Raw genomic sequence first — 17,792 nt, 5'->3', positions numbered from 1 at the left:
CAAGCGGAAAACAAAAAACCGGGCACTAGGCCCGGTTTCTTGTGATCAGACTGACGTCTTACTCAGCGGCTTCTACAGCACCACCGACTGGACGATCAACCAGCTCGACGTACGCCATAGGGGCGTTGTCGCCAGCGCGGAAACCGCACTTCAGGATGCGCAGGTAGCCGCCCTGACGGGTTGCATAGCGCTTGCCCAGATCGTTGAACAGCTTGCCTACGGCAGCTTTCGAACGAGTACGGTCGAAAGCCAGACGACGGTTGGCGACGCTGTCTTCCTTGGCCAGGGTGATCAGCGGCTCGGCAACGCGGCGCAGTTCCTTGGCTTTAGGCAGGGTAGTTTTGATCAGCTCGTGCTCGAACAGCGACACAGCCATGTTTTGAAACATGGCCTTGCGGTGCGCGCTGGTGCGGCTCAGGTGACGACCACTTTTACGATGACGCATGGTTCATTCCTTACCAAACTCGCGTTCGGTGATTACGACGATCAGGCCGTGGCCTTGTCGTCTTTCTTAAGACTTGCCGGCGGCCAGTTGTCGAGGCGCATGCCGAGTGACAGACCACGGGAGGCCAATACGTCCTTGATTTCGGTCAGGGACTTCTTGCCCAGGTTCGGAGTTTTCAACAGCTCTACTTCGGTGCGCTGAATCAGGTCGCCGATGTAGTAGATGTTCTCCGCCTTCAGGCAGTTGGCCGAACGTACAGTCAGTTCCAAATCGTCAACCGGACGGAGCAGGATCGGATCGATCTCGTCTTCCTGTTCGACTACAACGGGCTCGCTGTCACCTTTGAGGTCGACGAATGCAGCCAGCTGCTGTTGCAGGATGGTTGCAGCACGACGGATAGCCTCTTCAGGATCCAGGGTACCGTTGGTTTCCAGATCAATAACCAGCTTGTCCAGGTTGGTACGCTGCTCGACACGGGCGTTTTCCACCACGTAGGCGATGCGACGTACCGGGCTGAACGAAGCGTCCAGCTGAAGACGACCGATGCTACGGCTTTCGTCTTCATCGCTTTGACGCGAGTCGGCCGGCTCATAACCACGACCACGAGCTACGGTGAGCTTCATGTTCAGGACGCCGTTGGACGCCAGGTTAGCGATTACGTGATCGGGATTGACGATCTCGACATCATGATCCAGCTGAATATCGGCAGCGGTAACCACCCCCGAACCCTTTTTCGACAAGGTCAGCGTAACTTCGTCTCGACCGTGCAGCTTGATAGCCAGGCCCTTGAGGTTCAACAGGATTTCGATCACGTCTTCCTGTACACCTTCGATCGCGCTGTACTCGTGGAGTACACCGTCGATCTCGGCCTCGACTACTGCACAGCCGGGCATGGAGGACAACAGGATGCGGCGCAACGCGTTGCCCAGGGTGTGGCCAAAGCCACGCTCGAGAGGCTCGAGCGTGATCTTGGCGCGGGTTGGACTGACAACCTGAACGTCGATGTGACGGGGTGTCAGAAACTCATTTACCGAAATCTGCATGGATGCACCTATTTTCTAGCCCTTACTTGGAGTAGAGCTCGACAATCAGGCTTTCGTTGATGTCGGCGGATAGATCACTGCGAGCCGGAACGCTCTTGAAAACGCCCGATTTCTTCTCAGTGTCTACGTCTACCCATTCTACGCGGCCACGTTGAGCACACAGTTCCAGAGCCTGGACGATACGCAGCTGGTTCTTCGCCTTTTCACGAACAGCGACGACATCGCCGGCACGAACCTGGTACGAAGGAATGTTTACAGTCTTGCCATTGACGCTGATCGACTTGTGCGAAACCAGCTGACGGGATTCGGCACGAGTCGAGCCAAAGCCCATGCGGTATACGACGTTGTCCAGACGGCATTCGAGCAGTTGCAGCAGGTTCTCACCGGTTGCACCTTTCTTGCTCGCGGCTTGCTTGTAGTAGCCGCTGAACTGACGCTCGAGAACACCGTAGATACGACGTACTTTTTGCTTTTCACGCAGCTGGGTGCCGTAGTCGGACTGACGGCCACGGCGCTGGCCGTGGATGCCTGGAGCTGCTTCGATGTTGCACTTGGATTCGAGTGCGCGCACACCGCTCTTCAGGAAAAGGTCAGTACCTTCACGACGAGCCAGTTTGCATTTTGGACCAATGTAACGAGCCATTTCTTACAGTCTCCTGGATTACACGCGGCGCTTCTTCGGCGGACGGCACCCGTTGTGCGGGATTGGCGTCACGTCGGTGATGCTGGCGATCTTATAGCCACAGCTGTTCAGAGCACGAACAGCGGACTCACGACCTGGGCCTGGACCCTTGACGTTCACGTCGAGGTTCTTCAGACCGTATTCCAGCGCGGCCTGACCAGCACGCTCTGCAGCTACCTGAGCAGCGAACGGGGTGGACTTGCGGGAACCACGGAAACCCGAACCGCCGGAGGTAGCCCAGGACAGAGCGTTACCTTGACGATCGGTAATGGTGACGATGGTGTTGTTAAAAGACGCATGGATGTGGGCGATGCCATCAACCACTGTCTTTTTAACTTTTTTACGAGGACGAGCAGCAGGTTTTGCCATGACTAAATTCCTGTCGAAACGCTGGAGCGATTACTTGCGGATCGGCTTACGCGGACCTTTGCGAGTACGCGCGTTGGTCTTGGTACGCTGACCGCGTACTGGCAGACCACGACGATGACGCAGACCGCGGTAGCAGCCCAGGTCCATCAAGCGCTTGATTTTCATGTTGATTTCGCGACGCAGGTCACCTTCAGTGGTGAGCTTCGCGACTTCGCCACGCAGCTGTTCGATCTGCTCGTCGCTCAGATCCTTGATCTTCGCGGCCGGGTTTACACCGGCATCCGCACAGATTTTCTGTGCAGTGGTGCGACCAACACCGTAGATGTAGGTCAGCGAGATAACAGTATGCTTGTTATCTGGAATGTTAACGCCTGCAATACGGGCCATTCAGTGGGACTCCAATTGACAGCTACCTACGCCCCGGAAGCCAAGAAATAGGGCGCGAGATAATATCGCTGTAGTAACAAATAATCAACCCAGCAGCACACTAGCTGCTGGGCTTAAGCACAGCTCACAATCAGCCTTGGCGCTGCTTATGACGTGGTTCCGCGCTGCAAATTACTCGAACCACACCTTCGCGGCGAATAATCTTGCAGTTACGGCACAGCTTTTTCACCGATGCACGAACTTTCATCACCAACTCCTCGAACCTTATGGGTCTCTCAGCGCAGCATGCCGCTGCCGCCGTAGCCCTTCAGGTTGGCTTTCTTCATCAGGGATTCATACTGGTGCGAAACGAGGTGCGATTGTACTTGCGACATGAAGTCCATCACAACCACGACCACGATCAGCAACGAGGTCCCGCCAAGGTAGAACGGAACGTTGGCCGCCACCACCAGGAACTGGGGAAGCAGGCACACGGCCGTCATATAAAGAGCACCGAACATGGTCAAACGGGTCAGAACGCCATCAATGTAGCGTGCCGACTGCTCGCCCGGACGGATACCCGGAATAAAGGCACCGGACTTCTTCAGGTTTTCCGCTACGTCTTTCGGATTGAACATCAACGCCGTGTAGAAGAAGCAGAAGAAAACGATCCCTGCACTAAACAGCAGAATGTTCAACGGCTGACCAGGAGCGATCGACTGCGAGATGTCCTGCAACCAGCCCAAACCTTCGGACTGACCGAACCAGGAACCCAACGAAGCCGGAAACAGCAGAATGCTGCTCGCAAAAATGGCTGGAATGACGCCAGCCATGTTCACTTTCAGCGGCAGGTGGCTGGTCTGCGCAGCGAAGACCTTGCGGCCCTGCTGACGCTTGGCGTAATGCACAGCGATACGACGCTGGCCACGCTCGATGAACACCACGAAACCGATGATCGCTACCGCCAGCAAACCGATGGCAACCAACGCGAAAATGTTGATATCGCCTTGGCGTGCAGACTCGAAAGACTGCCCGATAGCCCTCGGAAGACCAGCAACGATACCTGCGAAGATCAACATCGAGATACCGTTACCGACACCGCGCTCGGTGATCTGCTCACCCAGCCACATCATGAACATCGCCCCCGCCACGAAGGTGGTGACGGCCACGAAGTAGAAGCCGAAGTCTGCAGAAAACGCGACGCCCTGACCGGCCAGGCCAACGGACATGCCGATAGCTTGAACCAGGGCCAGGACTACGGTGCCATAGCGGGTGTATTGGCTGATCTTGCGACGACCAGCCTCACCTTCCTTCTTCAACTGCTCCAGTTGCGGACTGACGGCGGTCATCAGCTGCATGATGATCGAAGCCGAGATGTACGGCATGATCCCCAGTGCAAAGATGCTCATCCGCTCCAGTGCGCCACCGGAGAACATGTTGAACAAGCTAAGAATGGTCCCCTCATTCTGTCGAAACAGTTCCGCCAGCCGGTCTGGATTGATACCAGGCACTGGGATATGCGCACCGATCCGATAGACGATAATCGCCAGGAACAGAAAACGCAGTCGAGCCCAGAGCTCGGACAGTCCGCCTTTGCTGAGCGCTGAGAGAGCACCTTGCTTAGCCATTTATTCCTCGAACTTGCCGCCAGCTGCTTCGATAGCCGCACGCGCACCCTTGGTGGCGGCGATACCCTTGATGGTGACAGCGCGAGCCACTTCACCGGACAGCATGATTTTCACACGCTGAACGTTTTGGTTGATCACGTTGGCATCTTTCAGGGACTGCACGGTTACGACGTCGCCTTCCACCTTGGCCAGCTCGGACAGACGCACTTCGGCGCGGTCCATGGCTTTCAGGGATACGAAACCGAACTTAGGCAGACGACGGTGCAGAGGCTGTTGACCACCCTCGAAACCAGGGGCGATGGAGCCACCGGAACGGGAAGTCTGACCTTTGTGACCACGGCCACCGGTCTTGCCCAGACCGCTACCGATACCACGGCCCGGACGGTGCTTCTCGGGACGGGAACCCGGAGCTGGACTCAGATCATTGAGTTTCATCGATTAACCCTCGACGCGCAGCAGGTAGTAAGCCTTGTTGATCATCCCGCGGTTCTCGGGAGTATCCTGGACTTCTACGGTGTGACCGATGCGACGCAGACCCAGACCCTTAACGCACAGTTTGTGGTTAGGCAGACGGCCGGCAACGCTCTTGATCAGCGTAACTTTTAAGGTAGCCATGATCAGACGATCTCCTCAACGCGCTTGCCACGCTTGGCAGCGATGGACTCAGGAGATTGCATGGCCTTCAGACCCTTGAAAGTGGCGTGAACCACGTTTACCGGGTTGGTCGAGCCATAGCACTTGGCCAGAACGTTCTGGACACCAGCGACTTCCAGGACGGCACGCATTGCGCCGCCGGCGATGATGCCGGTACCTTCGGAAGCAGGCTGCATGTACACCTTCGAAGCGCCGTGAGCGGACTTGGTAGCGTACTGCAGGGTGGTGCCGTCCAGATCGACCTGGATCATGTTGCGGCGAGCAGCTTCCATCGCTTTCTGGATGGCAGCAGGCACTTCGCGGGATTTGCCACGGCCGAAGCCGACACGGCCCTTACCATCACCTACCACGGTCAGCGCGGTGAAAGTGAAGATACGACCACCTTTTACGGTCTTGGCAACGCGGTTAACCTGAACCAGCTTCTCGATGTAGCCTTCGTCGCGTTTTTGCTCGTTGTTTGCCATAACTTAGAACTCCAGCCCGCCTTCACGAGCAGCATCAGCCAGCGCTTTGACACGGCCGTGGTACTTGAAGCCAGAACGGTCGAAAGCGACTTGCGATACGCCAGCGGCTTTAGCGCGCTCGGCAACCAGCTTGCCAACCTTAGTGGCAGCGTCGATGTTGCCGGTGGCACCATCACGCAGTTCTTTGTCCAAAGTCGAGGCGCTTGCCAGGACCTTGCTGCCGTCGGCCGAAATGACCTGGGCGTAGATGTGCTGCGAAGAGCGGTGCACGCAGAGACGAACGACTTCGAGTTCGTGCATTTTCAGGCGTGCTTTGCGAGCGCGACGCAGTCGGGTAACTTTTTTGACGGTCATTTGCTATGCCCTACTTCTTCTTGGCTTCTTTACGACGGACGACTTCGTCCGCGTAACGCACACCTTTGCCTTTGTACGGCTCAGGACGGCGGAAGTCGCGGATCTCAGCGGCCACCTGACCAACCAGCTGCTTGTCGATACCACGAATCAGGATATCGGTCTGGCTAGGGGTCTCAGCGGTGATGCCTTTCGGCAGTTCGTAATCCACTGGGTGCGAGAAGCCAAGCGCCAGGTTCAGGACGGTGCCTTTGACCTGAGCCTTGTAACCAACACCGACCAGCTGCAGCTTACGCTCGAAGCCTTGGCTGACGCCCTGGACCATGTTGTTGACCAGTGCACGGGTGGTACCGGCCATTGCGCGAGTCTGTTGATCGCCATTGCGAGCAGCGAAACGCAGCTCACCGGCTTCTTCAACGACCTCAACGGACGAGTGGACATTCAGTTCCAGGGTGCCCTTGGCGCCCTTGACGGAAAGCAGCTGACCAGCGAGTTTGACTTCGACGCCGGATGGCAGCTTAACGGGGTTCTTAGCTACGCGAGACATTGCTTATCCCCCCTTAGAACACAGTGCAGAGCACTTCGCCGCCAACACCGGCAGCGCGTGCAGCACGATCAGTCATCACACCTTTGTTGGTGGAGACGATAGACACACCGAGGCCGCCACGTACTTTTGGCAGATCATCGGAGGACTTGTATTGACGCAGGCCTGGACGGCTGACGCGTTTGACTTCTTCGATGACCGGACGGCCTTCGAAATATTTCAGCTCAATGGACAGCGAAGGTTTGACTTCACTGCTGACCTGATAACCCGCAATGTAGCCTTCGTCTTTCAGAACTTTGGCTACAGCCACCTTCAGCTTGGAGGATGGCATGCTCACAACGGGCTTTTCAGCCATCTGGGCATTACGGATACGAGTTAGCATGTCCGCTAACGGGTCCTGCATACTCATGGGCTAGACGCTCCTGATACAAAAAAAATTAGCCTTTCGGCTACAGCATGTCGCCGAGCAACTCCGGGCACAAAAACCACGGGCTCAGGCGAGCCGGCAATTCTAGACGTACGCCAGAAACGAATCAAGCCCCAAAAGGGGCTTGATCGTGTCTCGGGCTTCGCAGCGACCGGTGGTATTCACCGCCGACGCCGCGAGACGAGAGGGATTACCAGCTGGCCTTGACCAGACCTGGCACGTCACCGCGCATGGCAGCTTCACGCAGCTTGTTACGGCCGAGGCCGAACTTGCGGTAAACGCCGTGCGGACGGCCAGTCAGGCGGCAACGGTTACGCAGGCGCGAGGCGCTGGCGTCACGTGGTTGCTTCTGCAGGGCTACGCTTGCTTCCCAACGGGCTTCTGGACTTGCGTTCAGATCCACGATGATCGCTTTCAGCTCTGCACGCTTCTTGGCGTACTTGGCAACGGTGAGCTGACGCTTCAGCTCACGGTTCTTCATGCTCTTCTTGGCCATAATCCTGACTCCAATCAGTTACGGAACGGGAACTTGAACGCACGCAGCAGTGCGCGGCCTTGCTCGTCGTTCTTGGCAGTGGTGGTCAGGGTGATGTCCAGACCGCGCAGAGCATCGATCTTGTCGTAATCGATTTCCGGGAAGATGATCTGCTCTTTCACGCCCATGCTGTAGTTGCCACGACCATCGAAGGACTTGGCATTCAGGCCGCGGAAGTCGCGAACCCGAGGCAGGGAGATCGACAGCAGACGATCCAGGAATTCGTACATACGATCGCGGCGCAGGGTTACCTTGACGCCGATCGGCCAACCTTCACGAACCTTGAAACCCGCGATGGACTTGCGAGCGAAAGTCACGACTGGCTTTTGACCAGTGATCTTTTCCAGGTCGGCAACAGCGTGCTCGATGACTTTCTTGTCACCGATCGCTTCGCCCAGACCCATGTTCAGGGTGATTTTGGTAACGCGCGGAACTTCCATCACGTTCGCCAGCTTAAGTTCTTCCTTAAGCTTCGGAGCGATTTCCTTCCGATAAATCTCTTTCAGTCGTGCCATGGTCTTCTACCTAGCAGTGTTCAAGCATCAACCGCTTTTTGGGTCGACTTGAAGACACGAATTTTTTTGCCGTCTTCTACTTTGAAGCCAACGCGATCAGCCTTGTTGGTTTCGCTGTTGAAAATGGCGACGTTGGAAGCGTGCAGAGGCGCTTCTTTCTCGACGATACCGCCCTGAACGCCCGACATCGGGTTCGGCTTGGTATGACGCTTCACCAGGTTCACGCCACCGACAACCACACGGTTGTCAGCGAGAACCTTCAGCACCTTACCGCGCTTGCCTTTGTCTTTGCCGGCGATCACGATGATCTCGTCGTCACGACGAATCTTTTGCATGTCGGATCTCCTTACAGCACTTCAGGGGCGAGCGAGACGATCTTCATGAACTTCTCACCGCGAAGTTCACGAGTCACTGGCCCGAAGATACGGGTGCCGATCGGCTCTTGCTTGTTGTTCAGCAGAACAGCAGCGTTACCATCGAAGCGAATGATCGAACCGTCTGCACGGCGAACGCCGTGACGGGTGCGGACTACCACAGCAGTCATCACCTGGCCTTTCTTCACTTTGCCGCGAGGAATGGCTTCTTTGACGGTTACTTTGATGATGTCACCGATACCAGCGTAACGACGATGGGAGCCACCCAGCACCTTGATGCACATAACGCGGCGAGCGCCGCTGTTATCGGCCACATCGAGCATGGATTGAGTCTGAATCATAAAATTTCTCCGACCCCTAGCCCTTAGACTTCCACAGCGCGTTCGACGATTTCAACCAGGGCCCAGGACTTGGTCTTGGCTACCGGACGGGTCTCACGAATGGTGACCTTGTCGCCGATATGGCACTGGTTGGTTTCGTCATGCGCGTGCAGCTTAGTCGAACGCTTAACGTATTTACCGTAGATCGGGTGCTTTACGCGACGCTCGATCAGTACGGTGATGGTCTTGTCCATTTTGTCGCTGACGACACGGCCAGTCAGCGTGCGGACGGTTTTTTCAGCTTCAGCCATGATCACTTACCTGCCTGCTGGTTGAGCACAGTTTTCACGCGAGCGATGTCACGCTTAACTTGCGAGAGCAGGTGCGACTGCCCCAACTGGCCAGTTGCTTTCTGCATGCGCAGATTGAACTGGTCGCGCAGCAGGCCGAGCAGTTGCTCGTTCAGCTGCTGTGCTGATTTTTCACGAAGTTCATTCGCTTTCATCACATCACCGTCCGCTTAACAAAGGAGGTGGCGAGTGGCAGCTTCGCAGCAGCCAGGGCAAAAGCCTCACGCGCCAGCTCTTCAGAAACACCCTCGATCTCGTACAGGACTTTGCCTGGCTGGATCTGAGCAACCCAGTATTCAACCGAACCCTTACCTTTACCCATCCGCACTTCGAGAGGCTTCTTGGTAACCGGCTTGTCCGGGAACACACGGATCCAGATCTTGCCGCCACGTTTTACGTGACGGGTCAGGGCACGACGTGCCGACTCGATCTGACGAGCGGTGAGACGACCGCGGGAAACAGCTTTCAGCGCGAACTCGCCGAAGCTGACCTTGCTACCGCGCAGAGCCAGACCACGGTTGTGGCCGGTCATTTGCTTGCGGAACTTCGTACGCTTTGGTTGCAACATTTGGCGTACCCCTTACTTGGCAGCTTTTTTACGAGGCGCTGGCGCTTGAGGCTTCAGCTCTTCCTGGCGACCACCAATCACTTCGCCTTTGAAGATCCAAACCTTGACACCGATCACACCGTAGGTGGTGTGCGCTTCGTAAGTGGCATAGTCAATGTCGGCACGCAGGGTGTGCAGAGGCACACGACCTTCGCGATACCATTCAGTACGTGCGATTTCAGCACCACCGAGACGACCGCTCACCTGGATCTTGATGCCTTTGGCACCGATGCGGATGGCGTTCTGTACGGCGCGCTTCATGGCGCGACGGAACATGACACGACGCTCCAGCTGCTGAGCTACGCTCTGGGCAACCAGCATACCGTCGAGCTCCGGCTTGCGGATCTCTTCGATATTGATGTGCACAGGCACACCCATTTGCTTGGTCAGGTCCTGACGCAGTTTTTCAACATCTTCACCTTTCTTGCCGATCACGATGCCGGGACGAGCGGTGTGGATGGTGATGCGTGCTGTCTGAGCCGGACGATGGATATCGATACGGCTAACGGACGCGCTTTTTAGTTTGTCCTGGAGGTACTCACGCACTCGCAGATCTGCCAGCAGGTAGTCTGCGTAAGTGCTGCCGTCTGCGTACCAGACGGAGGTGTGCTCCTTGACGATTCCCAGGCGAATGCCAATGGGATGTACTTTCTGACCCATCTCTTCGACTCCGTTACTTGTCAGCAACCTTGACAGTGATATGGCAAGACCGCTTGACGATGCGATCAGCACGGCCTTTGGCACGTGGCATGATGCGCTTCAGCGAACGCCCTTCGTTGACGAAAACGGTGGAGACCTTCAGGTCATCAACGTCTGCGCCTTCGTTATGCTCGGCGTTGGCTACGGCCGACTCCAGCACTTTTTTCAGGATCTCGGCGGCTTTCTTACTGCTGAAAGCCAGCAGGTTGAGCGCTTCGCCCACCTTCTTCCCGCGGATCTGGTCGGCGACCAAGCGGGCTTTCTGGGCGGAGATTCGAGCGCCCGACAACTTAGCGGCTACTTCCATCGTTCCTTACCCCTTAACGCTTGGCTTTCTTGTCTGCCACGTGCCCGCGATAAGTACGGGTACCGGCAAACTCGCCCAGTTTATGGCCGACCATGTCTTCACTTACCAGAACCGGTACGTGTTGACGGCCGTTGTGTACAGCGATGGTCAGACCGACCATTTGTGGCAGGATCATCGAACGACGAGACCAGGTCTTAACTGGTTTGCGATCGTTCTTTTCCGCCGCCACTTCGATCTTCTTCAGTAGGTGAAGATCAATAAAAGGACCTTTTTTCAGAGAACGTGGCACTGTCGTATCCCTCTATTTACTTGCGACGACGGACGATCATTTTGTCGGTACGCTTATTACCACGGGTTTTGGCACCCTTGGTTGGGAAGCCCCATGGCGATACCGGATGACGACCACCGGAGGTACGACCTTCACCACCACCGTGTGGGTGGTCAACCGGGTTCATGGCAACACCACGAACGGTTGGGCGAACGCCACGCCAGCGCTTGGCACCAGCTTTACCCAGCGAACGCAGGCTGTGCTCGGAGTTCGAGACTTCACCCAGGGTCGCGCGGCACTCGGCCAGGACTTTGCGCATTTCGCCGGAGCGCAGACGCAGAGTCACGTAGACGCCTTCACGAGCGACCAGCTGGGCGGAAGCGCCAGCGGAGCGAGCGATCTGGGCACCTTTGCCAGGCTTCAGTTCGATAGCGTGTACGGTGCTACCAACAGGGATGTTGCGCAGCTGCAGGGTGTTACCGGCCTTAATAGGGGCCAGAGCACCGGAGATCAGCTGGTCGCCAGCGCTCACGCCTTTAGGGGCGATGATGTAGCGACGCTCGCCATCTGCATAACGCAGCAGGGCGATGTGAGCAGTACGGTTCGGGTCGTATTCGATACGCTCGACGATGGCAGCGATGCCATCCTTGTCGTTGCGACGGAAGTCGACCAGACGGTAATGCTGCTTATGACCACCACCAACGTGACGAGTAGTGATGCGGCCATTGTTGTTACGACCACCAGACTTCGATTTCTTCTCGAGCAGCGGTGCGTGAGGAGCGCCTTTGTGCAGCCCCTGGTTGACCACCTTGACCACAAAACGGCGGCCAGGGGAAGTCGGTTTGCATTTAACGATTGCCATGATGCACCCCTTCCTTACTCAGCACTGCTGCTGAAATCGAGATCTTGGCCTGGCTGAAGGGAGATAACTGCCTTCTTCCAGTCATTGCGCTTGCCCAGACCGCGAGCAGTACGCTTAGTCTTACCCAGAACGTTCAGGGTAGTGACGCGTTCTACTTTCACGCTGAACAGAGCCTCAACGGCCTTCTTGATTTCCAGCTTGGTTGCGTCGGTGGCAACTTTGAAAACGAACTGACCTTTCTTGTCAGCCAGAACTGTGGCCTTCTCGGATACGTGCGGGCCAAGCAGAACTTTAAATACGCGTTCCTGGTTCATCCCAGCAGCTCCTCGAATTTCTTCACGGCCGACACGGTGATAAGAACCTTGTCGTAGGCGATCAGACTGACCGGATCGGAACCCTGGACGTCACGTACGTCGACGTGCGGCAGGTTGCGAGCAGCCAGGTACAGATTCTGGTCAACGGCGTCGGAAACGATCAGCACGTCGGTCAGGCCCAGACCATTCAGTTTACCCAGCAGGTCTTTGGTTTTCGGCGCTTCGACAGCGAAGTCCTGAACCACGACCAGACGGTCGGTACGAACCAGCTCAGCGAGGATGGAGCGCAGTGCAGCGCGATACATCTTCTTGTTGAGCTTCTGGGAGTGATCCTGAGGACGAGCAGCGAAGGTGGTACCACCGCCGCGCCACAGTGGGCTACGGATAGTACCGGCACGAGCGCGGCCAGTACCTTTCTGACGCCATGGGCGCTTACCGCCACCAGCAACGTCGGAACGGCTCTTCTGCTGCTTGCTGCCCTGACGGCCGCCAGCCATGTAGGCCACGACTGCCTGGTGCACCAGGGTCTCGTTGAATTCGCCGCCAAATGTCAGTTCGGAAACTTCGATGGCTTGAGCGTCATTTACGTTTAATTGCATGTCAGCTTCCCCTTAACCGCGAGCCTTGGCTGCTGGACGTACAACCAGGTTGCCGCCAGTAGCGCCAGGAACAGCGCCCTTGACCAACAACAGATTGCGTTCAGCGTCCACGCGCACTACTTCAAGGGATTGCACGGTCACGCGCTCAGCGCCCATATGACCGGACATTTTCTTGCCCTTGAATACACGACCAGGAGTCTGGCACTGGCCGATAGAGCCTGGGACGCGGTGGGAGACGGAGTTGCCGTGGGTATTATCTTGGCCGCGGAAGTTCCAGCGCTTGATAGTACCCGCGAAACCCTTACCTTTGGACTGACCGGTCACATCGACCAGTTGACCAGCAGCGAAGATTTCGGCATTGATCAGATCGCCAGCCTTGTATTCGCCTTCTTCAAGACGGAATTCCAGGACGGTACGACCTGCAGCAACGTTCGCCTTGGCGAAGTGACCCGCTTGAGCAGCGGTCACGCGCGAAGCACGACGCTCACCGACAGTGACTTGCACTGCACGATAGCCATCGGTTTCTTCGGTTTTGAACTGAGTGACGCGATTCGGCTCGATCTCGATGACCGTGACCGGAATGGAGACACCTTCTTCGGTGAAAATGCGGGTCATGCCGCACTTACGACCGACTACACCAATAGTCATGTTGTAAACCTCATGAGTGTACGGGGCTTTCACCCGCTATGGCCGCCCATTTCAGAGCGTTACACGACCAAGACCCGAGTCTTAGCCGAGGCTGATCTGTACTTCCACGCCGGCCGCAAGGTCGAGCTTCATCAGCGCGTCAACGGTTTTATCCGTTGGCTGGACGATGTCCAGAACACGCTTATGAGTACGGATCTCGTACTGGTCACGCGCGTCTTTGTTGACGTGCGGGGAAACCAGAACGGTGAACCGCTCTTTGCGGGTAGGCAGTGGAATAGGACCACGCACCTGTGCCCCAGTACGCTTCGCGGTTTCCACGATTTCCTGGGTTGATTGGTCGATCAGGCGATGGTCAAAAGCCTTCAACCTGATACGGATTTGCTGATTTTGCATTGGATTCCAGACTCCGATTGCTATCCCACCGAGCGCAATACGCCCGTTAAAAGGAGGCGCAATTCTATAGATGCCCCAGGGTAGTGTCAACCCAATAAAAAAGCCCCCGCAGGGCGGGGGCTTTTCAAATCGATCGCGGATTAGGCGATGATTTTAGCTACAACGCCAGCACCAACGGTACGGCCGCCTTCACGGATGGCGAAACGCAGACCGTCTTCCATCGCGATTGGCTTGATCAGGGTGACTTCCATCTGGATGTTGTCACCTGGCATTACCATTTCAACGCCTTCTGGCAGTTCGCAGGAACCAGTCACGTCAGTAGTACGGAAGTAGAACTGAGGACGGTAGCCTTTGAAGAAAGGAGTGTGACGACCACCCTCTTCCTTGCTCAGAACGTAGACTTCAGCCACGAACTTGGTGTGAGGCTTGATGGTGCCTGGCTTGGCCAGAACCTGACCACGCTCAACGTCGTCACGCTTGGTACCACGCAGCAGAACGCCGCAGTTCTCGCCAGCACGACCTTCGTCCAGCAGCTTGCGGAACATTTCAACGCCGGTGCAGGTGGTCTTGGTGGTGTCACGCAGACCAACGATCTCGACTTCTTCCTGGATCTTGATGATGCCACGCTCAACACGACCGGTAACAACGGTACCGCGACCGGAGATCGAGAACACGTCTTCGATCGGCATCAGGAAGGTCTTGTCGATAGCACGCTCAGGCTCTGGGATGTAGGTGTCCAGAGTCTCAACCAGCTTCTTGACAGCCGAAGTACCCATTTCGTTGGTATCTTCGCCGTTCAGAGCCATCAGAGCCGAACCGATGATGATCGGAGTGTCGTCACCTGGGAAGTCGTAGGTGCTCAGCAGGTCGCGAACTTCCATCTCGACCAGTTCCAGCAGCTCAGCGTCGTCAACCATGTCAGCCTTGTTCAGGAAGACAACGATGTACGGAACGCCAACCTGACGGGACAGCAGGATGTGCTCACGAGTTTGTGGCATCGGACCATCGGCAGCCGAGCAGACCAGGATCGCGCCGTCCATCTGGGCAGCACCGGTGATCATGTTCTTGACGTAGTCGGCGTGGCCTGGGCAGTCAACGTGCGCGTAGTGACGAATGTTGGAGTCGTACTCTACGTGAGCGGTGTTGATGGTGATACCACGAGCTTTTTCTTCTGGGGCGCTGTCGATTTTGTCGAAGTCAACGCGAGCCGAACCGAAAACTTCGGAGCAAACGCGAGTCAGAGCAGCGGTCAGAGTGGTTTTACCGTGGTCAACGTGACCGATGGTGCCAACGTTGACGTGCGGTTTGTTACGTTCAAATTTTTCTTTAGCCACGACAGTGAACTCCTAGCCTAAAGGGGGTTGAATCAACCTTGTTTTTTGACGAGTGCTTCGACGATGTTCGACGGAGCTTCAGCGTATTTGGAGAATTCCATGGAGTAGCTCGCGCGACCCTGAGACATGGAACGAACGTCGGTCGCATAACCGAACATTTCTCCGAGCGGCACTTCAGCACGGATAACCTTGCCGGAGACCGAGTCTTCCATACCCTGGATCAGACCACGACGACGGTTCAGGTCACCCATCACGTCACCCATGTAGTCCTCAGGGGTCACCACCTCGACCTTCATGATCGGCTCAAGCACCTTACCACCGCCCTTCTGGGCCAGTTGCTTGGTCGCCATGGAAGCAGCGATCTTGAACGCCATCTCGTTGGAGTCGACGTCGTGGTAGGAACCATCGAACACGGTAGCCTTCAGGCCGATCAGCGGATAGCCGGCAACGACGCCGTTCTTCATCTGCTCTTCGATACCCTTCTGGATCGCAGGGATGTATTCCTTCGGAACCACACCGCCAACGACTTCGTTGGTGAAGACCAGACCTTCGGTGATGTTGCCCTTGTCGTCCACGTCCGGAGTCGAGAAGCGAATCCAGCAGTGACCGAACTGACCGCGACCACCGGACTGACGAACGAACTTGCCTTCGATCTCGACAGCGTCCTTGGTGATGGTTTCACGGTAGGAAACCTGCGGCTTACCGATGTTGGCTTCTACGTTGAACTCGCGCTTCATGCGGTCAACGAGAATGTCCAGGTGCAGCTCACCCATACCGGAGATGATGGTCTGACCGGTCTCTTCGTCGGTCTTGACGCGGAACGAAGGGTCTTCCTGGGCCAGTTTGCCCAGAGCGATACCCATCTTCTCCTGGTCAGCCTTGGTCTTCGGCTCTACAGCAACCGAAATCACAGGCTCTGGGAAGTCCATACGCTCGAGGATGATTGGCTTCTCGATGTCGCACAGGGTGTCACCAGTGGTCACATCCTTCATACCGATCAGGGCCGCGATGTCACCAGCGCGTACTTCCTTGATCTCTTCACGCTGGTTCGCGTGCATCTGCACCATACGACCAACGCGCTCTTTCTTGCCCTTGACCGAGTTGATCACGGAGTCACCGGAGCTCAGGAAGCCCGAGTAGACGCGCACGAAAGTCAGAGTACCCACGAATGGGTCGGTAGCGATCTTGAACGCCAGAGCCGAGAACGGCTCGTTGTCATCTGCATGACGCTCGTCGTGGATCTCGTTGTCGTCAGTGCTGTCCGGGTGGACGCCCTGAATCGCAGCGATCTCGGTTGGAGCAGGCAGGAAGTCGATGACCGCGTCGAGAACCAGAGGAACGCCCTTGTTCTTGAAGGAAGAACCGCAAACCGCAGGAACGATTTCACCAGCCAGGGTGCGCGCACGCAGACCAGCCTTGATCTCTTCCGCAGTCAGTTCACCTTCTTCAAGGTACTTGTTCATCAGCTCTTCGCTGGACTCGGCAGCCGCTTCAACCATGTTGGAGCGCCACTCTTCGGCAGCAGCAACCAGCTCGGCAGGAATTTCTTCCTCACGATAGGTGGTGCCCTTGTCGTCTTCGTTCCAGTAGATGGCCTTCATCTTGATCAGGTCGACCTGACCAGCGAAGTTTTCTTCCGAACCGATGGCGATCTGGATCGGAACCGGGGTGTGACCCAGACGGTTCTTGATCTGACCGACAACGCGCATGAAGTCAGCGCCAGCACGGTCCATCTTGTTCACGTAGACGATACGTGGAACGTTGTACTTGTTCGCCTGACGCCATACGGTTTCAGACTGAGGCTCGACACCGGAGGTGCCGCAGAACACAACGACCGCGCCGTCGAGTACGCGCAGCGAACGCTCAACTTCAATGGTGAAGTCAACGTGGCCGGGGGTATCGATGACGTTTACGCGGTAGTTGTCATACTGACCACGAGAACCTTTCCAGAAGGTGGTGATCGCAGCGGAGGTAATGGTGATACCCCGCTCCTGCTCTTGCACCATCCAGTCGGTGGTCGCGGCGCCGTCGTGAACTTCGCCGATCTTGTGGCTCAGGCCTGTGTAGTACAGGATCCGCTCGGTAGTGGTGGTCTTGCCCGCGTCAACGTGAGCACAGATACCAATGTTACGGTAGCGGTTGATTGCAGTAGTACGAGCCATAAAGCCCTCGCAAAAAGATTGAAGCCGAAATTAGAAGCGGTAGTGCGAGAAAGCCTTGTTGGCTTCGGCCATACGGTGAACGTCTTCACGCTTCTTCACAGCAGCACCTTTGCCTTCGGCAGCATCCAGCAGCTCGCCAGCCAGGCGCAGCGCCATGGACTTCTCGCCGCGCTTGCGGGCGAAGTCTACCAGCCAGCGCATTGCCAGCGCGTTACGGCGGGACGGACGAACTTCGACAGGAACCTGGTAGGTCGCACCACCAACACGGCGCGACTTCACTTCGACCAGCGGAGCGATGGCGTCGAGAGCTTTCTCGAAGATTTCCAGGGGGTCGCTGTTCTTGCGCTCTTTAACCTTGTCCAGCGCGCCATAAACGATACGTTCGGCAACGGCTTTCTTGCCGCTTTCCATCACGTGGTTCATGAACTTCGCCAGGATTTGGCTTCCGTATTTCGGATCGTCAAGGATCTCGCGTTTTGCTGCTACGCGTCTTCTTGGCATGGATAAGCCCTCAAACGGTCTTCAGGTTAGC

Annotated in this window: 31 protein-coding genes; all 31 read right to left on the bottom strand. The window is 56.5% G+C overall.

Annotated elements, in window-relative coordinates:
• Positions 1-58: 58 nt before the first annotated feature.
• Complete coding sequence (rplQ, locus tag QZ497_RS02075; protein WP_295470636.1) at positions 59-445, bottom strand: 50S ribosomal protein L17; 387 nt, start codon at positions 443-445, stop codon at positions 59-61.
• 41 nt (positions 446-486) lie between these two features.
• The gene (gene rpoA, locus QZ497_RS02070) at positions 487-1,488 is read right to left on the bottom strand and encodes a DNA-directed RNA polymerase subunit alpha (RefSeq protein WP_295470635.1); all 1,002 of its coding nucleotides are present in this window, start codon (positions 1,486-1,488) and stop codon (positions 487-489) included.
• Positions 1,489-1,510: 22 nt separating this feature from the next.
• Positions 1,511-2,131 carry a 30S ribosomal protein S4 gene (gene rpsD, locus QZ497_RS02065; protein WP_295470634.1) on the bottom strand — a complete coding sequence of 207 codons (621 nt, stop codon included), beginning with the start codon at positions 2,129-2,131 and terminating at the stop codon, positions 1,511-1,513.
• A gap of 18 nt (positions 2,132-2,149) precedes the next feature.
• On the bottom strand, positions 2,150-2,539 hold the full coding sequence (gene rpsK / locus QZ497_RS02060; RefSeq protein WP_065759197.1) for a 30S ribosomal protein S11: 390 nt from the start codon (positions 2,537-2,539) through the stop codon (positions 2,150-2,152).
• Between the two features lie 30 nt (positions 2,540-2,569).
• Complete coding sequence (gene rpsM / locus QZ497_RS02055; RefSeq protein ID WP_295470626.1) at positions 2,570-2,926, bottom strand: 30S ribosomal protein S13; 357 nt, start codon at positions 2,924-2,926, stop codon at positions 2,570-2,572.
• A 130-nt stretch (positions 2,927-3,056) separates the two neighbouring features.
• Complete coding sequence (rpmJ, locus tag QZ497_RS02050) at positions 3,057-3,173, bottom strand: 50S ribosomal protein L36 (protein ID WP_002555468.1); 117 nt, start codon at positions 3,171-3,173, stop codon at positions 3,057-3,059.
• A 28-nt stretch (positions 3,174-3,201) separates the two neighbouring features.
• On the bottom strand, positions 3,202-4,533 hold the full coding sequence (gene secY / locus QZ497_RS02045; protein ID WP_295470624.1) for a preprotein translocase subunit SecY: 1,332 nt from the start codon (positions 4,531-4,533) through the stop codon (positions 3,202-3,204).
• Positions 4,534-4,968 (bottom strand): 50S ribosomal protein L15, encoded by a 435-nt coding sequence (rplO, locus tag QZ497_RS02040; protein ID WP_295470622.1) that lies wholly within the window; start codon positions 4,966-4,968, stop codon positions 4,534-4,536.
• Positions 4,969-4,971: 3 nt separating this feature from the next.
• Positions 4,972-5,148 (bottom strand): 50S ribosomal protein L30, encoded by a 177-nt coding sequence (gene rpmD, locus QZ497_RS02035; protein ID WP_295470621.1) that lies wholly within the window; start codon positions 5,146-5,148, stop codon positions 4,972-4,974.
• Between the two features lie 2 nt (positions 5,149-5,150).
• Entirely contained in the window at positions 5,151-5,651 is a 501-nt protein-coding gene (rpsE, locus tag QZ497_RS02030) for a 30S ribosomal protein S5 (protein WP_295470619.1), read from the bottom strand.
• A 3-nt stretch (positions 5,652-5,654) separates the two neighbouring features.
• The gene (gene rplR, locus QZ497_RS02025) at positions 5,655-6,005 is read right to left on the bottom strand and encodes a 50S ribosomal protein L18 (protein ID WP_002555473.1); all 351 of its coding nucleotides are present in this window, start codon (positions 6,003-6,005) and stop codon (positions 5,655-5,657) included.
• A 10-nt stretch (positions 6,006-6,015) separates the two neighbouring features.
• Entirely contained in the window at positions 6,016-6,549 is a 534-nt protein-coding gene (gene rplF / locus QZ497_RS02020) for a 50S ribosomal protein L6 (RefSeq protein ID WP_295470616.1), read from the bottom strand.
• Between the two features lie 13 nt (positions 6,550-6,562).
• Complete coding sequence (gene rpsH, locus QZ497_RS02015) at positions 6,563-6,955, bottom strand: 30S ribosomal protein S8 (protein WP_045484105.1); 393 nt, start codon at positions 6,953-6,955, stop codon at positions 6,563-6,565.
• A 208-nt stretch (positions 6,956-7,163) separates the two neighbouring features.
• On the bottom strand, positions 7,164-7,469 hold the full coding sequence (gene rpsN / locus QZ497_RS02010; protein WP_295470614.1) for a 30S ribosomal protein S14: 306 nt from the start codon (positions 7,467-7,469) through the stop codon (positions 7,164-7,166).
• Between the two features lie 14 nt (positions 7,470-7,483).
• A complete protein-coding gene (gene rplE, locus QZ497_RS02005) occupies positions 7,484-8,023 on the bottom strand; it encodes a 50S ribosomal protein L5 (protein ID WP_295470612.1) in 540 nt (179 codons plus the stop codon).
• Positions 8,024-8,043: 20 nt separating this feature from the next.
• Positions 8,044-8,358 (bottom strand): 50S ribosomal protein L24, encoded by a 315-nt coding sequence (gene rplX / locus QZ497_RS02000; protein WP_295470610.1) that lies wholly within the window; start codon positions 8,356-8,358, stop codon positions 8,044-8,046.
• An 11-nt stretch (positions 8,359-8,369) separates the two neighbouring features.
• Positions 8,370-8,738 (bottom strand): 50S ribosomal protein L14, encoded by a 369-nt coding sequence (gene rplN / locus QZ497_RS01995; RefSeq protein ID WP_045484118.1) that lies wholly within the window; start codon positions 8,736-8,738, stop codon positions 8,370-8,372.
• A gap of 23 nt (positions 8,739-8,761) precedes the next feature.
• The gene (gene rpsQ, locus QZ497_RS01990; protein WP_045484121.1) at positions 8,762-9,028 is read right to left on the bottom strand and encodes a 30S ribosomal protein S17; all 267 of its coding nucleotides are present in this window, start codon (positions 9,026-9,028) and stop codon (positions 8,762-8,764) included.
• Between the two features lie 2 nt (positions 9,029-9,030).
• The gene (rpmC, locus tag QZ497_RS01985; RefSeq protein ID WP_002555481.1) at positions 9,031-9,222 is read right to left on the bottom strand and encodes a 50S ribosomal protein L29; all 192 of its coding nucleotides are present in this window, start codon (positions 9,220-9,222) and stop codon (positions 9,031-9,033) included.
• Positions 9,222-9,635 (bottom strand): 50S ribosomal protein L16, encoded by a 414-nt coding sequence (gene rplP, locus QZ497_RS01980; RefSeq protein ID WP_225788816.1) that lies wholly within the window; start codon positions 9,633-9,635, stop codon positions 9,222-9,224. The genes rpmC and rplP overlap by 1 nt, the downstream gene beginning before the upstream one ends.
• A gap of 12 nt (positions 9,636-9,647) precedes the next feature.
• A complete protein-coding gene (gene rpsC / locus QZ497_RS01975; RefSeq protein ID WP_295470604.1) occupies positions 9,648-10,334 on the bottom strand; it encodes a 30S ribosomal protein S3 in 687 nt (228 codons plus the stop codon).
• Between the two features lie 13 nt (positions 10,335-10,347).
• Positions 10,348-10,680 (bottom strand): 50S ribosomal protein L22, encoded by a 333-nt coding sequence (gene rplV / locus QZ497_RS01970; RefSeq protein ID WP_002555485.1) that lies wholly within the window; start codon positions 10,678-10,680, stop codon positions 10,348-10,350.
• A 13-nt stretch (positions 10,681-10,693) separates the two neighbouring features.
• Positions 10,694-10,969 (bottom strand): 30S ribosomal protein S19, encoded by a 276-nt coding sequence (rpsS, locus tag QZ497_RS01965; RefSeq protein ID WP_004883670.1) that lies wholly within the window; start codon positions 10,967-10,969, stop codon positions 10,694-10,696.
• A gap of 16 nt (positions 10,970-10,985) precedes the next feature.
• On the bottom strand, positions 10,986-11,810 hold the full coding sequence (gene rplB, locus QZ497_RS01960; RefSeq protein WP_295470598.1) for a 50S ribosomal protein L2: 825 nt from the start codon (positions 11,808-11,810) through the stop codon (positions 10,986-10,988).
• A gap of 14 nt (positions 11,811-11,824) precedes the next feature.
• Positions 11,825-12,124, bottom strand: coding sequence for a 50S ribosomal protein L23 (gene rplW / locus QZ497_RS01955; protein ID WP_056836280.1), 300 nt, complete (start codon positions 12,122-12,124; stop codon positions 11,825-11,827).
• Positions 12,121-12,723 (bottom strand): 50S ribosomal protein L4, encoded by a 603-nt coding sequence (gene rplD / locus QZ497_RS01950; protein WP_295470596.1) that lies wholly within the window; start codon positions 12,721-12,723, stop codon positions 12,121-12,123. The genes rplW and rplD overlap by 4 nt, the downstream gene beginning before the upstream one ends.
• A gap of 12 nt (positions 12,724-12,735) precedes the next feature.
• Positions 12,736-13,371 carry a 50S ribosomal protein L3 gene (rplC, locus tag QZ497_RS01945; RefSeq protein ID WP_045484141.1) on the bottom strand — a complete coding sequence of 212 codons (636 nt, stop codon included), beginning with the start codon at positions 13,369-13,371 and terminating at the stop codon, positions 12,736-12,738.
• 81 nt (positions 13,372-13,452) lie between these two features.
• Complete coding sequence (gene rpsJ, locus QZ497_RS01940) at positions 13,453-13,764, bottom strand: 30S ribosomal protein S10 (protein ID WP_003186070.1); 312 nt, start codon at positions 13,762-13,764, stop codon at positions 13,453-13,455.
• Positions 13,765-13,904: 140 nt separating this feature from the next.
• Positions 13,905-15,098 carry an elongation factor Tu gene (gene tuf / locus QZ497_RS01935; protein WP_295470585.1) on the bottom strand — a complete coding sequence of 398 codons (1,194 nt, stop codon included), beginning with the start codon at positions 15,096-15,098 and terminating at the stop codon, positions 13,905-13,907.
• A gap of 32 nt (positions 15,099-15,130) precedes the next feature.
• Positions 15,131-17,260: an elongation factor G gene (gene fusA / locus QZ497_RS01930; RefSeq protein ID WP_295470583.1), complete on the bottom strand. Its 2,130-nt coding sequence runs from the start codon at positions 17,258-17,260 to the stop codon at positions 15,131-15,133.
• Positions 17,261-17,290: 30 nt separating this feature from the next.
• Positions 17,291-17,761 carry a 30S ribosomal protein S7 gene (gene rpsG / locus QZ497_RS01925; protein ID WP_003186074.1) on the bottom strand — a complete coding sequence of 157 codons (471 nt, stop codon included), beginning with the start codon at positions 17,759-17,761 and terminating at the stop codon, positions 17,291-17,293.
• Positions 17,762-17,792 lie beyond the last annotated feature (31 nt).

The sequence above is a fragment of the uncultured Pseudomonas sp. genome, assembly GCF_913777995.1.
Classification (GTDB): domain Bacteria; phylum Pseudomonadota; class Gammaproteobacteria; order Pseudomonadales; family Pseudomonadaceae; genus Aquipseudomonas.
Note: the sequence above shows the minus strand (reverse complement) of the source record. Positions and strands in the feature narration are given on the sequence as shown.

Coding starts and splice junctions, on each gene's coding strand:
- rplC (WP_045484141.1), bottom strand. CDS start 13,371: ATGACTATTGGTGTAGTCGGTCGTAAGTGCGGCATGACCCGCATTTTC.
- rplB (WP_295470598.1), bottom strand. CDS start 11,810: ATGGCAATCGTTAAATGCAAACCGACTTCCCCTGGCCGCCGTTTTGTG.
- rpsM (WP_295470626.1), bottom strand. CDS start 2,926: ATGGCCCGTATTGCAGGCGTTAACATTCCAGATAACAAGCATACTGTT.
- rpsK (WP_065759197.1), bottom strand. CDS start 2,539: ATGGCAAAACCTGCTGCTCGTCCTCGTAAAAAAGTTAAAAAGACAGTG.
- rplF (WP_295470616.1), bottom strand. CDS start 6,549: ATGTCTCGCGTAGCTAAGAACCCCGTTAAGCTGCCATCCGGCGTCGAA.
- rplW (WP_056836280.1), bottom strand. CDS start 12,124: ATGAACCAGGAACGCGTATTTAAAGTTCTGCTTGGCCCGCACGTATCC.
- rplN (WP_045484118.1), bottom strand. CDS start 8,738: ATGATTCAGACTCAATCCATGCTCGATGTGGCCGATAACAGCGGCGCT.
- rpmC (WP_002555481.1), bottom strand. CDS start 9,222: ATGAAAGCGAATGAACTTCGTGAAAAATCAGCACAGCAGCTGAACGAG.
- rplP (WP_225788816.1), bottom strand. CDS start 9,635: ATGTTGCAACCAAAGCGTACGAAGTTCCGCAAGCAAATGACCGGCCAC.
- rplR (WP_002555473.1), bottom strand. CDS start 6,005: ATGACCGTCAAAAAAGTTACCCGACTGCGTCGCGCTCGCAAAGCACGC.
- rplO (WP_295470622.1), bottom strand. CDS start 4,968: ATGAAACTCAATGATCTGAGTCCAGCTCCGGGTTCCCGTCCCGAGAAG.
- rplX (WP_295470610.1), bottom strand. CDS start 8,358: ATGCAAAAGATTCGTCGTGACGACGAGATCATCGTGATCGCCGGCAAA.
- secY (WP_295470624.1), bottom strand. CDS start 4,533: ATGGCTAAGCAAGGTGCTCTCTCAGCGCTCAGCAAAGGCGGACTGTCC.
- rpmD (WP_295470621.1), bottom strand. CDS start 5,148: ATGGCTACCTTAAAAGTTACGCTGATCAAGAGCGTTGCCGGCCGTCTG.
- rplV (WP_002555485.1), bottom strand. CDS start 10,680: ATGGAAGTAGCCGCTAAGTTGTCGGGCGCTCGAATCTCCGCCCAGAAA.
- rpsQ (WP_045484121.1), bottom strand. CDS start 9,028: ATGGCTGAAGCTGAAAAAACCGTCCGCACGCTGACTGGCCGTGTCGTC.
- rpmJ (WP_002555468.1), bottom strand. CDS start 3,173: ATGAAAGTTCGTGCATCGGTGAAAAAGCTGTGCCGTAACTGCAAGATT.
- rpsG (WP_003186074.1), bottom strand. CDS start 17,761: ATGCCAAGAAGACGCGTAGCAGCAAAACGCGAGATCCTTGACGATCCG.
- rplE (WP_295470612.1), bottom strand. CDS start 8,023: ATGGCACGACTGAAAGAGATTTATCGGAAGGAAATCGCTCCGAAGCTT.
- fusA (WP_295470583.1), bottom strand. CDS start 17,260: ATGGCTCGTACTACTGCAATCAACCGCTACCGTAACATTGGTATCTGT.
- rpsN (WP_295470614.1), bottom strand. CDS start 7,469: ATGGCCAAGAAGAGCATGAAGAACCGTGAGCTGAAGCGTCAGCTCACC.
- rpoA (WP_295470635.1), bottom strand. CDS start 1,488: ATGCAGATTTCGGTAAATGAGTTTCTGACACCCCGTCACATCGACGTT.
- rplQ (WP_295470636.1), bottom strand. CDS start 445: ATGCGTCATCGTAAAAGTGGTCGTCACCTGAGCCGCACCAGCGCGCAC.
- rpsC (WP_295470604.1), bottom strand. CDS start 10,334: ATGGGTCAGAAAGTACATCCCATTGGCATTCGCCTGGGAATCGTCAAG.
- rplD (WP_295470596.1), bottom strand. CDS start 12,723: ATGCAATTAAACGTAAATGACGCTCAAGCCATCGAAGTTTCCGAACTG.
- rpsJ (WP_003186070.1), bottom strand. CDS start 13,764: ATGCAAAATCAGCAAATCCGTATCAGGTTGAAGGCTTTTGACCATCGC.
- rpsE (WP_295470619.1), bottom strand. CDS start 5,651: ATGGCAAACAACGAGCAAAAACGCGACGAAGGCTACATCGAGAAGCTG.
- rpsH (WP_045484105.1), bottom strand. CDS start 6,955: ATGAGTATGCAGGACCCGTTAGCGGACATGCTAACTCGTATCCGTAAT.
- rpsD (WP_295470634.1), bottom strand. CDS start 2,131: ATGGCTCGTTACATTGGTCCAAAATGCAAACTGGCTCGTCGTGAAGGT.